The 14,890-nt window shown below is 60.4% G+C and carries 5 protein-coding genes; all 5 read right to left on the bottom strand.

The window, feature by feature from the left end:
* Positions 1–11,129, bottom strand: an 11,129-nt coding sequence (locus ACRDD5_RS15965) for an Ig-like domain-containing protein (RefSeq protein ID WP_438677311.1), incomplete at its 3' end; no start/stop codon positions are given.
* A 465-nt stretch (positions 11,130–11,594) separates the two neighbouring features.
* Positions 11,595–11,870 carry a hypothetical protein gene (locus ACRDD5_RS15960; RefSeq protein ID WP_438677310.1) on the bottom strand — a complete coding sequence of 92 codons (276 nt, stop codon included), beginning with the start codon at positions 11,868–11,870 and terminating at the stop codon, positions 11,595–11,597.
* 65 nt (positions 11,871–11,935) lie between these two features.
* Positions 11,936–13,060, bottom strand: coding sequence for a hypothetical protein (locus ACRDD5_RS15955; RefSeq protein WP_438677309.1), 1,125 nt, complete (start codon positions 13,058–13,060; stop codon positions 11,936–11,938).
* A gap of 26 nt (positions 13,061–13,086) precedes the next feature.
* Entirely contained in the window at positions 13,087–14,028 is a 942-nt protein-coding gene (lafU, locus tag ACRDD5_RS15950) for a putative lateral flagellar export/assembly protein LafU (protein WP_438677308.1), read from the bottom strand.
* Positions 14,021–14,890 (bottom strand): flagellar motor stator protein MotA, encoded by an 870-nt coding sequence (gene motA / locus ACRDD5_RS15945; RefSeq protein ID WP_438677307.1) that lies wholly within the window; start codon positions 14,888–14,890, stop codon positions 14,021–14,023. Before motA ends, lafU begins: the two co-directional genes overlap by 8 nt.

The raw sequence follows: 14,890 nt of genomic DNA, 5'->3' as shown, positions 1-14,890 counted from the left end.
GTATCTTCGGGGGTAATGAGGGATGTCTGCTGCGCTGTCGGGGTGCCGTTCATTACCGCAATGGTCACCGTGGCCACTTCCTGATGTCCGTCCGGGGTGGTCACGGTGTACGAGAAGCTGTCGATCCCGGTATAGCCCTGCGGCGGCAGATACTGCAGGGTGTTATCGCTCAGCACCCGCACCCGCCCGCCCTGATCGGTACGCCCATCCAGCGAGCCGGCCACCGGGATCCCGGCGGTCAATGTCAGCTGGTTGTCCGGGGTGGTAAAGGTGTCGTTAGCAAGCACCGGAATAATCACCGCGTTATCCGCATGGACGAGGGCAAAATCATTGCGCGTGTCACCCACCGGCACGACGCCAATATTCAGCAGGCTGTGGGTGGTGCCGCCGTCGTTGCCGTCCGAGACGGTAAAGCCAATCTGCGGCACCGGGCCATGCCAGTCTGGGGCAGGAGTGAAGGTCCAGCGGCCATCGCGGGTCATCACCAGCGTGCCTGCCGCCAGCACCGCGGTTTGTCCGGCGCTGTAGGTGTGATTGTCGACCGTGAATTGGGTCAGCGTCAGCGGGTCGTTATCGCCGTCGCTGACGCGATCCATCACGTTGCCGCTCAGCGGGGTGTCTTCGGCGGTGGTCAGCGCGAAATCCGCCGAGGTCGGCAGGGTGTTGAGCATGGTCACGGTGACGGTGGCCGTCTCGCGAACGCCGTTGCTGAAGACCGTATAGGTATAGGTGTCGGTACCCACGTAACCGGCCATTGGGGTGTAGCGCAGTTGGCCGTTTTCCAGCGTGACCGTGCCATGTGCGCCCTGGGTAAAGGACTCCACTGCCCGCAACGGGTTGCTGAAGGTATCGTTCGCCAGCACGTCCGTCAGAACCGACACTCCAGCGTGGGTGCTGGCCCGGTCGTCGAAGGCGTCCTGCACCGGTCGCACGGTGATGCGCAGAATATTGCTCGCCTGGCCGTTGCTGTTGCCGTCGGTGACGGTGTAGGTGACGTCAGGTACGCTACCGTTCCAGTCCGCCATCGGCACAAAGCTGTACCGTCCGTCGCGGTCCAGGGTTAAGGTCCCGACGCCTGCCAGGGTGATGATGTCGCCCGGCTGATAGACCTGCCCCAGCACGCGTAAACTCTGCACCCGCAGCACATCCCCATCCAGATCCTGATCGTTGGTCAGTACATTCCCGGTGACGTTCGCGTCTTCGAGGCTGATGACCAGGTCCGGCTGGGTTTGCGGCGGCGTGTTGCGCACATCGATGGTGATGGTGGCGGTCTCTTCTTTACCGCCGCTCAGCACTGTGTAGGTGAAGCTATCCGCACCGACGTAGCCGGCATCCGGCCGGTAAGTCACCTTGCCGTTGAGAATAGTCGCCTGCCCGTGCAGCGGCTTGCCGAGGGCGATGATGGTTTTATCGCTGTTGGCGAAGCTGTCGTTATTCAGGGCGTCAATCGTCACGCTGCCGCCAGAATGCAGCGACGTGGCGTCATTCACTGCATCCACTACCGGGGTTACCACCAGCTGCAGCTGCCCGGTAAAGCGCCCGTTCTGATGGCCGTCAGTGGAGATAAAGGTGATGGTCGGCACGCTGCCGTTCCAGTCCGCCACCGGCACAAAGATGAACTGCCCGTCCGTCTGCAGGGTAAAGGTACCGATGCCGGGAATAGCGTACGGCACGCCCACGCTGTGCGGGCGGGTTTCACCCGGCAGATTCCAGCTCTCAACGCTGAGTACGTCCGTTGGATCGGCGTCGGCAACGTTAAGCAGCACCGAACCGGTCAGGTTACTGTCTTCCGGCCCGCTGACGATCAGCCTCGCTGGCGGCACCGGCGGGGTATTGGTGATGTCGACGTAGACGGTCGCGGTTTCGGTTCGCCCGCCGCTGGTCACCGTATAGGTATAGATGTCCTGGCCCACGTAGCTGGCCACCGGGGTGTAGGTGACGGTGCCATCCGCGTTGATTATCACCCTTCCGTGCTGGCCCTGGGTGACGCTGGTCACCTGACGATTGCTGTTGCTGAAGGTGTCGTTGGCGAGCAGATTACGGGTGTCAGACTGACCGGCATGCAGTGACACGTTGTCATTGCGCGCGTCGCTGACCGGGGTAACGACGATCGTCAGCGTGCCGCCGATCTTACCGTTCTGATTGCCATCGGTCACCGTGTAGTTAATTTCCGGAACGGTGCCGTTCCAGTCCGCCTCTGGAGTAAATTCCCATGTCATGTCGGCGTTGACCACCAGCGTGCCGACGCCCGCGAGCGTCAGGGTTTTGGCTGCATCGCTGCCCATCACCAGCGTCTGACCACCCGCACTAAAGGAGACCACCCGCAGCACGTCGTTATCCGTATCTCTGGCGTTAAATTTGCCGCTCAGGACGTTGTCTTCCGCCACGGTCTGCCGATCGTCGGTGGTGCCGGGACGGGAGTTGGTGACCAGAATCGTCACCGTCGCCGTTTCCGTCACGCCGCTGTAACTGGTGACGGTGTAGGTGAAGGTATCGGTACCGACAAAGTTGGCGGGCGGCTGATAGCGCAGGGTGTTATCCGCCAGCAGCTGAATCTGGCCCCCGCGATCGGAGGTACTCAGCGTCGATCCGGCAACCGGGTTCCCGGCGACAATCGTCACCCGCTGCTTGTCGCTGAAGGTGTCGTTGTCGAGCAGCGGTATAATCACGCTGTCATCCGCGTGGGTGGTGGCGGTGTCATTTTGCACATCGGCCACCGGGATCACGGCGATCAGCAGCTGGCTGGTGGTGGTGCCGGTGTTGCCATCCGACAGGGTATAGGTCGCCCTCGGCACGCTGCCGTTCCAGTCGGCAGCCGGGGTAAAGATCCAGCTGCCGTCGCGGTTCATGGTCAGGGTCCCCGCCTCGACCGCCGCCGTCTGCCCGGCGCTGTAGGCGGTGCCGTTGAGGGTAAACCCGGTCAGCACCAGCGGATCGTTATCGACATCGGTCGCGCTGGTCTGCACCGAACCGCGCAGCGGGGTATCTTCGGCGGTCGAGACCGACATATCGCGCGCGATCGGCGCGGTGTTGGTCATCGACACCACCACGGTGGCGATTTCGCTCACGCCGCCGCTGGTAACCGTGTAGGTGAAGCTGTCGCTGCCGACGTACCCGGCCACCGGGGTGTAGACCAGCTTGTTGCCGACAATGCTGACCGTACCGTGCTGCGGCGCGGAGGTGCCGGTAATGGTTTTGGTGCTGTTTTCGAAGCTGTCGTTCCTCAGGGCATCGATGGTGACCGCCGTCCCGGCGTGGGTGGTGGCGGTGTCGCTGATGATATCGGCCACCGGCGTTACGGTGATATCCAGCGAGGCGGAGTTGGTGCCGCCCTGATTGCCGTCGCTGACCGTAACTTCAATGGTTGGCACGCTGCCGTTCCAGTCGGCGACCGGGGTAAAGGTGTAGTTACCCTGGGCGTCGATAATAAAGGTCCCGACCCCGGCAATGTTGCCGCGCTGCCCGACGTTAACGCTGAGGTTATTGACCGTAAAACCGGTGACGGTGAGCGGATCGCCATCCGGATCGCGCAGGGTGGTCAGAATATTGCCCGTCGCGTTAACGTCTTCCAGGGTGGTCGCAAAGAAGTTGCCGGTAAACGGCGACTGGTTGGTCATGATCACCGTCACCGTTGCCGTTTCCGTTACCCCGCCGCTGGTGACGGTGTAGGTGTAGCTATCGGTGCCAACGAAGCCTTGCTGCGGCTCGTACAGAACCTTGTTGTCCGCAGTAATTGTTACCCGACCATGGGCAGGCTGCGTGATGCCGGTGATTTTCTTATCCGTATTGCTGAAGCTGTCGTTTAACAGCACATCGTGGGTGGCGGAGGTTCCGGCGTGGGCGATATACGCATCGTCCTGCGCATCCTTAACCGGGTTAACGGTTAACGTCAGGGCGCCGGTTGCCGTCCCGCGCATATTGCCGTCGGAGATCGTATACCCTACCGTCACGCTTCCATTCCAGTCAGCTACCGGGGTGTAGGTGTAGGTGCCATCGGCGTTGACCTGCAGGGTGCCCTGGTTTGCGGCAAGCACAATAGTCGCGCCCGGCGCGTAATTCACGCCGTTAACCGTGAAGCCGGTTAAGGTCAGGGGATCGTTATCGCCATCGCGGTCGTTACTCAGCAGATTGCCGCTCACCGGCAGGCTGTCTTCGCTGAGGATCTGCCTGTCGTTGACGGCAACCGGCACGATGTTGGTAACGTCGATATTAACGGTGGCGGTTTCGCTCACGCCGCCGCTGCGCACGGTATAGGTAAAGCTGTCGGCACCGACATAACCTTTTGTCGGGGTATAGGTGTACATACCGCTGACGGAGTCAAAAATCAGCGTGCCGTGCGCGGGCTGGGTAACGCTCTCAATCACCCGGCCAGAGTTCTCGAAGGTGTCGTTGGCTAACAGCTGCGCAGCGGTCAAAGGCAAACTCAGTCCTGCATGAATGCTGAGACGATCGCCCACAATGTCCACCACCGGGGTAATGTTGACCCCCAGCTGTGCCGGAGAAGACCAGTGCTCGATAGCAGCAGACCAGGTCGCCGCGTAATCGAAGAAGTTGACCCGGGAGTTAACCCCTGCCCCGCCCACCAGCGTCGGATCGCTGGCGTCGGCGGCGCGGATCTGCAGGCCGCCATTAATCGGGCCGTTATAGTCCGCCAGCTGCACAAAGCGCATTTGGGTATCGCGGCTTAAAATCAGCGCACTCGTGGCGCTAAGATCGGCTGGCAGGCTGTTCCAGGTATTGTTGTAAAAATACTCCCAGTGACCTTTGGTGGCGTCAGTGGTATCGCCAAAGATCCCCACCAGTGCCAGACCCTGGCTGGCATTGCCGCCACCCGGGATAGCGTTCTGATTATCCAACTGGTCGCTGTAGCGGCTGTCCAGCAGCTGGCCCAGCGTGGCCGGCACGTTGCCATCTTCGGCGAAGGTCCAGCTCCCGCCAGTCAGCGTCGGGCTGTCGTTGACGTTGGTGACGGGCTGTTTGAGCCTCACCACCTCATTGCTGAACAGCGAGGTGCCGCCATGCCCTTGCGTGCTGCCGCTGCCGCCGTTAACCGGGGCTGTCGCGGTGCTGGTTTTGTCCCCGTTAGTATCGTTTTCTACCAGCCGCGCGCCCAGCAGGGCTGGCTCACCGAAGAAGTTGGCCGCCGGAACAAAGCGCAGCTGCGCTGCCCCGTTTAAGAACAGGGCATTGCTGTCACTGCGCGGGCCGACCGCTGTCCAGCTCTGGCCGCCATCGGTGGAGTATTGCCACTCGCCCTGGCGCGGATCCAACGCCAGGCTGCTGATGGCGATCCCCCAGAAGGCATCGCTGTGGCTGCCGTTAACCACTTCATCACGGCTGTCGTCAAACAGCGGGACAAACAGGCTGCCAACGGTGGTGCCGTTAATGTTCGCCGCCAGCGTATCTTCCGCGATGGCGGGCAGCGTGACGCTGGTGCCGGTGGCTACCGGGGCATCGTTAACCGCGTTGACGGTAAAGGTGAACTCGCGAGTGGTAATGATGGCCGCCGAGGTCGGATCGGCATGGTCCGCCCTGCCCGGATCGCTGGTTGCGTTGGTCATATTGGCGGGCAGGGTCGCCGGGCGACTGCCGGTCGAGCCGTTGTCATCCACCGTCACCACCACGCCAAATCTGCCGTTCCAGTCTGCCGCCGTGGCAGTCCCGGCAACGTCAGGGAGCGTGACGGTGATGGCCGCCAGGCGGCTGTTAATTTCTGCCAGGGTGCCGGTCAGACGCACCGTGGCCCCACCGGTCCCGTCCACTGTCCCGCCGCTGCCACCGATGCCGCTGATAACAAAACCTGCCGGTACCTGGACGTTAACCGTCAGGGTGCTGCTGCCTGCATCTGCATCTGTCACCACAATCGGCGGCAGGACCACGGTGCTCTTGCCTTCGTCGGCCTGCAGCACCGGGCTGTCGCCAAGGCGGATCTCTGCCGCATCGTTGACCGAACTCTGGAATACCTCTGTCGAGGCAGCGCTGACGTTTTGCGCCAGCCCGCCAGGCAGCGCGGCATAGGGATCGATCTCCGTCAGCGGAGCGTTTTCGGTGCCGGTGTTGCTGACGTTGCTGTTCTGCCCGCCGTTGGCGAGACCGGTCAGCTGACCGGTGGCATCCCGGTTGCGATCGTCGGCAATCACCTCGACGCGGTAATATTTATCCGCATCGTCGGCATCGAGCCCGGTCATTTTGACCTGCAGCTGCGCCAGCCAGGCGTTGATCTGCGCCCGGGTGCCTTCTATCACCATCGGGGCGCGATCGCCATCGGTCGGCGGCGCGCCGGTGGTGATGAGGGTTACGCCGCTGCGGGTCTCCCCGGAGGTAATTGAAATCGAGGTGTTGCCGCGGTAATCACCAATGGCGAGCGGCGTACCGTCCTGCTGGGTCAGGCGCACGGTCACCCGCAGGTGATCGCTTTCACCCCAGGCAATCCCACCCCCGTCGGTGATGTCCGGATCGTCGACGGAGAAACCGGGCACCAGGGTGAAACCACCCGCCACCGAGTTGTCGAGGTTGATGATGGTCGAACCGGCATTGACCACCGGCGCGTCGTTCACCGCATCGATCGTCAGGGCAATGCTGAGATCGGCAGGTGCCGTTCCCTGGGTGTTGCCGATGGTCGAATTTTGCGTGTTCAGACTGACGGTCAGGGTCACGTCCCCCGCCGCGCCGCCGTTCTGATCGTGGTTGGCATTCAGGGCGCTGAGGTAGGTTAACCCGAGCGCCGGATCGTTAAGCAGCGCCTGAATGGCGCTGGCCTGGCCGGTTAACACCAGCGTGCCGGTGTCGTCCCCGCTGAGGGTGACCCCGTTGAGGCTGGTCTGCACGCCCGCCCCGCCAATGCCCAACGTGCCTTGCGCCACCTGCAGAGTGACGGTCACCGGCAGGCCAAAGGCGTTGGACTCCACGTCATTGATCACGAAGTTGCCGCCAATCCAGCTGGCCTGATCTTCGCGGACGGTTTTCTGCCCGTCACCCGCCAGGGTGCCGGGATCGTTAATGCTCGACGCCAGAAGGGTTGCGCTGCTGGCGGCGATGTTGCCGTTGTTAACCGGAACGCTGTCGGCGTACCAGGTGTAGTTTTTGCCGTCCACCGCGCCAGGCTGGCTGCCAAAGGCAGGATTCGTCACCTCGTTGAGCGGGCCGCCATTGGCGCTGCCGGTCAGGTTGCCGTTGGCGTCGCGCAGGCGGTCATCGGTGATCACCTGAATCTGGTACGCGGCGTTATGATCCTGGCTAAAGGCGACGGTCAGCCCCGCCAGCGCGCTGTTGATTTGTGCCACGGTGCCGGTCAGCACCAGCAGATCGCCGTTGCCACCCACCACGGTCAGGCCCGGTACGCGGGTGATGCCGAGCGTCACGTCGCGGTATTCCGCCTGAGTCAGCGCCGTGCCGTTGGCGTGCAGCAGACGAACGGTGGTTTGCAGTTGGTCCGTAACGTTGGTGGCGCCAATGTCGAGATCCGCATCGCGCACGCTAAAGCCGGGAACCGGCGTAGCGCCTGCGCCCACCGGGATCACGCTCCCCGGCCCGTTCACCTGTGGCGCATCGTTCGCCGGGTCGATATTGATAACAAACTGATTGCCGGACTGCTCTTTGTCGCCGTCCGAAAGGCGGAAGGTAAAGCCGTCCTGGGTGATTGTCCGGTCGCTGCCGTCGTTCAGGTAATAGATATAGCCCTGGGCGATATCCTGCTGGGTAAAGGTGGACCCGGTGCCCAGCACGTTAAAGTTGACGCCATCGGTGGAGCGCGCCAGGCGGCCAAAGCCCGGCGACTGGGTGATCGTAAATTGCACCTGCTCGGCGCTGCTGTCCGGGTCGTAGGCCTGCAGCATCGCGCTGGTGATCTGGCCGTAGCCGCTTTCACGCACCGTCAGGGGGTTGTTGGCCGGGGTGCCGCCAATCATGTTCGGCGATTCGCGGCCCACCACCGGATCGGCGGCGGTTGGCGAGGTGGCGATCTGCGGGCCGTCGTTGATATTGGTGATCACCAGCCCTACGGTGGCGGCGCTGAGAGATTGCGCCCCCCAGCGGTCGACGGCGGCAACCGAGAACGTGGTGTTGCGGATCTCGGAGCCGTCGCTGACAAAACGCAGCCCGCTGGTGCCGTCGTTGGTCAGGATCGCGGCATCGAGCTGCAAGGTGTTCAGGTTGGCGGGCGTAATATCGACCCAGCTGCTGCCGTTAAAATACTGCAGCGTTCCGCCGGTTGGCAGGGAGGTAAACAGCAGCTTCAGAGCGTTATTGCCCGTCACCTCGTTATTCAGGGCGTAATTGGTGTTGCCGTTCAGGGTGCTACTGTTCTCATACGGCGTGCCGCTGTTGGCATCGTCCGGATCGCTGGCCGTCAGCATATCGCGTGTAATGACCAGGGTTGCCCCTTCTGCCAGCACGTTGTTGGACGAGCCGCTAATCTGCGGCAGATCGTTCACCGGGGTGATAAACACCGCCACATCCACGCGCTGGATAACCGGAACCGGATCGCCGTTGGCATCCAGGGTGACGCGCCCGGCAGAGACGGTAAAGCCCGGCGTGAAGGTGAAGTGTTCCCCGCCGTCGTGGGCGAAGCGAATCTGGCCGTTATTGACGTCCGCCTGGGTAAAGCTCTCGAGCGGCAGCAGGGTCACCCAGGCGCCGTTGACGAATTTCTGCAGCGCTAAGGCGCTTCCCGCGCCGTCGCCAATCCAGGTGTAGACCACCTCGGACGGTGAGACATTGGGCAGGGTGTAGCTCAGCCCCGGCGTGGCATCGGTGATGTTGCCAGTTCCCGCCAGCACCAGGGTTCCGCCTTCGCTAAAGCTGCCGTGGGTCAGCGCATTGGGGTCGTTGACGTTGGTGCCAAACACCGGCGAGATCACGGTAGTGACCGGCTGATCGAGGGTCGGGACACTGCCCGGCTGCGGATTGTTGGTTTTGTCGGTCAGGGCGAAGATAAAGCGGTACTGAGTCAGAGCGAATTCCGGGGCGTTGCCCTGATAAATCCCCCCCTGGCGAATATTGGTGACGCCCGCGTCTGTCCAGTAGACGTTTAACCCGTGGTTAATGACCTGGAAATCAAAGCTGTCCTGCTCGTTCGGGGCGGCATCGCGGTACTGCACATAGCTGACGCGACCGGCTTTGATATCGTCGACGCTAAAGGTGTCGCCGCTTTCCAGCCGCAGGCCGTTAAGGGTCAGATAGCCGTGGGTCAGGTTGTCGGCGTTGACCACAAAACTGATTCGGTCGTCGCTGGAGTCGACGTCGGTGGCGTTGAGCATCGCCGGGGTTAACACTACGCTGCCGCCCGCATTCACGGTGGTCCTGGTGCTGCTGTTGTTATCCAGGACAGGGTTGTCGTTGACGCTGTCCACCGTCAGGGTGATGGTGCCATCGCTGCTCGCCGGGGTGCCGGTGCCGCCGCCCTGATCGCTCACCTGGACGCCAAAACTGTCCTCCCGGACCCCTTCGGTACCGTCGTTGCTGTAGGTGAGCTGGTCTTTATCGGCATAGTCAAAGCTGAATCCGGCCTGGATAGGCTGCCCTTTGAAGTACAGCCTGCCGTGGGCGGGGAGCGCCGTAATGGTCAGCGTCAGCCGGGTATCCTGCGGATCGCCGCCGGTGGTGGCCTCGATGTATTTGCCGACGTTCCCCGTGATATCGGCATTCTGCGGCTGGCCTTCAAACACAAAGCCGCTCCCGCTGACGCTTGGGGGCTGGTTTTCCGGCTGGATGTTAAGGGTCACGGTGACGCTGTCCGACTGGCTGACCGGGGTCGCGCCGTCGTTCAGGCTGGCCGAGAAACTGTCGGCGGTGTTTTGGTCGGTCCCGGTGGCGGTATGCACATACTTCACCGCCCCGCTGTTAACGTCCTGCTGGGTAAAGACCGAGCCGACGCCGATGCGCTGGCCGTTGAGGGTCAGATAGCCATAGCGCGGCAGAGCCGTCAGGCTGTACACCATCTGGGCGGCGGTTTGCGCGCCGACTGCCAGCTCGGAATCGACAATCGCCAGCGTCGCCGGGCCAATCACCGTGCCGCTGCCGTTACGCTCCGGCACCAGCAGGCTGCTGTCATTCACCGTCGCCGGGTCGTTGGCCGGGGTGATAATGATCCGCTGGGTCATCCAGCTGATGCCCCCCGAATCGCTGAAGACATAAATATCGACCCCGGTGGCGTCGGTATGATTGCCGAGCTCGCGGTCGGAGGCGGTAAAAGTCAGCTGATTTAGCCAGGCCTGCGCCTGCACGGCCGTGCCGCTGAAGCTCAGAAAGACGTTGTCCGGAGGCTGAACGCCATCAGAGAGCGTGCCTTTACTTCCGTCCTGCAGATACAGGTTCAGTACCAGCGTGGCCGACGGGTCACTGAGATCAATCGCCCAGCCGCTGAACTGCCCGACCTCTTTTCCGGCAGTCAGCACAGAAGGCTCGCTGACGATCAGGTCGCCCGCGCTGTGCGTCAGGGTTGGGGTTTCGAGCTGCCCGGCGTAGTGCAGCACCAGCGTGCGGGTTTCGACCTCGCCAACGGCGGTTTCGAGGATCCAGTTGCCGCCGCCCTCGCGGCTGCCGGTGGAGTCGCGCGAGGCGGCCACGTCCGCATGGGTGAAGGTGGCGAGCTGGCTGACCAGCGCCGTGTCTTTGCTGGTGACCGAGCAGCCGTAGAGAAGGATATCCCCCTCGGCCGTCATCTTGTCGCCGAGGCTTTGCAGCTGTGACTGCAGGCCCGCGACGTTTTGCGCGGTAATAATGTCGCTGCCGAGCGTAATTTCGTCGCTGGCACCGTGGCTGTAAATATGAATTGCCGCGATCTGTTTTTCATCTGCCAGCGCCTGGTTGAGTTGGCCCAGGCCCGAACTGCCCTCGCGCAGGACCACCACTTTGCTGCCCTGTGGTAATTGCGCCACCAGTGACTGCCAATGGGTAATCTGGCTATCAATGACAAAGACTTCTTTGGCAGGGGTCGGCTGTGAAGCGGCGGCGCGTTCGACCGTCACCGGGCGAAAGGCGTCCCGGGAATTATCATGAGGCGCCTCGCTGCCCGCATCATTATGCTGGGCGGTTTCGGCTATCGCGGCGCCATCAAATAATTGACGGGCTTCAAGTGCAAACCGGTGTAAGCGAGGGCGACGAAAAGTACTGCTGGCATTTTTTTTCATATTTTTACACGAAAGCCATAACATGTTGCGACATATTAACCTGACCCAGAAGGGGTATATAGCACTTTTTACCAATCATTATTAAATAGTATTTATAACCTATCAAAAATGGCACTAATTACTTAATAATACTTAAAAATCAGCCTGATAAATAAAACCCTACTTTCTTTAAGGTTCTTCCCTCTGACGCGTCGCATGACCTGTGCCCGCCAGTTATGTAACGAGGCCGGCGATATTTTTAAACAGTAAATTAATGTAAGTTTTACGCCCTCTCCTGGACACCTTAAAGAATTAACAACGCAGCGCGAAAATCGACAAAAGATTAACTAAAAAAGGACATCAATGAATAATTTCAGCAGAGGATGATTGAGGTCGACAATAGCGGCGGGAATCGTGACTTATAAGGGGCAGATCATCAAAAACGTGTGAGGTCTCAGAAAGACCTCATTTTAGATTATTCAGGAATTATTCGAGGGAGGTTTTCACAATTCGCGTTTCGCTGGGACTGTATTCGGTCAGCGTCCACTGCACCGCCTGGGCCGCGTGATAGGGCATTACGGTGCCTTTTTCGATACTGACCACCTGCGGTACAGTGTTCCACAGCGTGCGCCACTGGCCGCTTTGCTGGCAAACGGTGCCACTGTACTGCGAAAACCCCAGCGGTTTTCGGCTTTTCTGCTCATTTGCGCCATCCACAGTAAAGCCGGAACCATAATGATAAGCGCTACCTTCAATTTTCATTATGAACATCCTGGAAAGAGTGAGTATTCATAAAATTGAAGCGACACGTCTCATTTTTATATTAATTAGATCCGCGGCTTTTTCTTCTGTTCGGCACGGGCGATAATATTCGCCAGCTCATTATACCGCTGGGAACCTTCGCTATATCCCCAGGCAGCCACCAGCTCGGCCTTGCTCGGAATACTGGTTGCCGTGCCGTTAGCTTCAATCACTATTTTTGCTGCCTGCAGCTGTTTATCCAGCGATTGCTGGAGCTGCTTTAATTTGTGCGGGCTCATCAGACGGGTCTGCATCACAAATTGTGATTGGCCGTCCACCACCGGGGTATTTTTTAATACCGGCCGTTGACTGCCGGGTAGCTCCGCCAGGCCCAGCGCCGAGAATACGCCGTTATTAATCACCTCTTCAGAAAACGGTATCGCCCCGTTTTCATGGCGGATAATCGCTTTACTCAGCGCGCTTAATACCGAGGGGGAAGCCACGTCCAGCCGGGTATGCGGCGAAACGCCCAGCGCCGTACTCACTTTCTGGATATAAGCGGGAGTATCGTTATTATCCTGCGGCGGTGCCCAGCGGGAGATAATTTTGCTGATGGTATCCAGCCCACGCCGCTGATAGGAGAGCAGATTCATCCCAAGGGCGCGAATGCCGTGCTCAGGGGAGGTGAAGGTGGCAAAACGCCCGTCGTTGCCGTTCTGCCCCTGCCACTGAAACGCCTGACTGGCTTCGAGGTTGCCGGGATTGTTGTTGCGAATACCGCGCACGCCACCGGCCTGCTGCGGGGAGACGGCCAACCCAATCTCTCTGACCATCGCCAACGCCGTCTCGCGGGTGGCAAGCGGGCCGCCCTGCGCCGACCAGGGTTGCCCGGTGCGGCTGTTTTTACGCTGGGACAGGCGCTTCATCAGCGCGATCTGCTTCTCCGTCCAGCCCTGTGCACGGGCAAACTTCTCCAACTGATCGAGCGTAGCGGGCGTCGCCTCCGGTGATATTGGACGGGCGGCAGCCGTTTGCGGCGCGCTCGCCGCAGGCTGGGTTAACATCGGCTGTGATGAATTTAAGACCTGCGAAAAGGAAGCCGGAACGCTGGTCTGTGTCGCCCCTGCCGATGGCGTTTGCGCCGTCAGGGTGGCCGCAGACGCCGTGTTCACGCTCTGCTGCTGGATATAGTAATGCGCAATGACAGACATCTTTCCCTCTTAATACACATCCGCGATTAGCGCGGGTGCTTGTCCAGCTGCTCCGCAAGCGGTTTAACGACGTTTTCACCATGCTGACCGAAGAACTGATACAGCGAATCTGCTGCCGCATGGGTTAATACCATGATTTCGATCCGGCGGTTAGCCGCACTTAACGGCTCTTCCGGCCTGAGCAGCATTTTGTCGGCCATCGCATTCACCTGGATGACTTTGTCCGCCGCCATGCCGCCCTGCTCCAGGGCTATTCGCGCGGCCAGGGCGCGGTCGCCCGACAGGTTCCAGTTATTATACAGACGCTGGTCCCGGTAGCGAGAGGCATCCGTATGGCCGGTGAGGATCATTTTATTGTCGATTTTGTTGAACACCGGTGCCAGCTGGGTCAGTAAACGCTGGAAAAACGGCGTCAGCAGCGCGCTGCTGCGCTGGAACATCTCCCGCTTCTGGTCGTCCTGAATCAGGATCCGCAGCCCCTGCGGCACAATCTCCATCTGCAGGTTGGACTGCGCATCGTAGGCACGGGTAATCTCCATGATCACCCGCGACAGCTCAATCATCTCCTGCTGAGAGCGTTTGTTCACCTCGGTCAGCGATTCGCTGTTGTTTTTGACTTTGTCCAGCTCGCCCAGCTGCTGCAGCTTTTTCTCGATATTCTGCGTGGGGTCGGCTCCCCCCTGTTTGCCGGGCATAATCATATTGGGGCCATTCACCGCCCCGCCGCTGGAGAGCGGCGACATCACCTGACCGTCAAAAATCGACTCGCCTGTCAGCCGGGCCACTACCTCTTTACGCTCCTCTTCCGTCACCGAGCTCATGATCCATAGCACCATAAACAGCGCCATCATCGCCAGGGTGAAGTCGGCAAAAGCCACCTTCCACGCGCCGCCGTGATGCGCATGATGCTCCCGGCGGGCTGAACGTTTGATGATTGTGGTATGCGCCTGTTTCTTACTGCTACGCATCCGCCTCACCAATCAGTTGGTTAACCCAGCCGTCCAGGGTGGCAAAGGTCGGTTTGGTGTCCATCGGCAGCATTTTGCGTCCGGCATCCACCGCCAGCAGGGTCGGTTTGCCCGCCACCTGATTGACCAGCACTGTGCGCACGCACTCAAGCCCGGCCATCTGTTTGCGGGTCTGCTGTTCCATGGCATTGGCCAGCGGATCGAGCAGGCAGTAGCAGATAAAGACCCCGAGGAAAGTGCCCACCAGCGCGGCGGCGACTTTGACGCCAATGATGGCGATCGAGCCGTCAATAGACTGCATGGTAATGATGATCCCCAGCACTGCCGCACAGATGCCGAACCCCGGCATCGCTTCGGCGGTACGCTGCATTGACCGTGACGGGCGCAGCAGCTCCTCTTCCATGGCGCTCAACTCCTGTTCGAGGATCCCTTCCAGCTCATGCTCGTTGATTTTGCCCATCGCCATCAGGCGGAAGTTATCCGAGATAAAGGTGATTAAGGCATGATCTTCCAGCACCTTCGGGTACTTCTTAAACAGAGAACTGTTTTCAGGCACCTCGATATGTTCATCCAGCACCTTCAGACCGCCGTCCTGCACCAGCTCCAGCAGTTCATACAGCAGCATCAGCAGCTGGCGCTGGTACTCGCCGGTGTAGGTGTTTTTGCGCATCGAGTTTTTCACCTGACGCCACATCTCCACCAGCACCGGCTTGGGGTTGGCGAGCACCAGCGCCCCGATCCCGGCCCCGATAATAATCAGCAGTTCGCCCGGTACCCAAAAAGCGGCCAGCCGACCGCCCGACTCCAGAAAGCCGCCAACTACGCAGCCAAAAATAATCAATAATCCCAGTAGTTTTTGCAT

The organism is Silvania sp. (assembly GCF_051656365.1).
Classification (GTDB): Bacteria; Pseudomonadota; Gammaproteobacteria; order Enterobacterales; family Enterobacteriaceae; genus Enterobacter; species Enterobacter hatchlandensis.
The sequence above is the reverse complement of the archived record's forward strand: the minus strand, read 5'-3'. Positions and strand labels throughout refer to the sequence as shown.

Coding starts and splice junctions, on each gene's coding strand:
- ACRDD5_RS15960 (WP_438677310.1), bottom strand. CDS start 11,870: ATGAAAATTGAAGGTAGCGCTTATCATTATGGTTCCGGCTTTACTGTG.
- ACRDD5_RS15955 (WP_438677309.1), bottom strand. CDS start 13,060: ATGTCTGTCATTGCGCATTACTATATCCAGCAGCAGAGCGTGAACACG.
- lafU (WP_438677308.1), bottom strand. CDS start 14,028: ATGCGTAGCAGTAAGAAACAGGCGCATACCACAATCATCAAACGTTCA.
- motA (WP_438677307.1), bottom strand. CDS start 14,890: ATGCAAAAACTACTGGGATTATTGATTATTTTTGGCTGCGTAGTTGGC.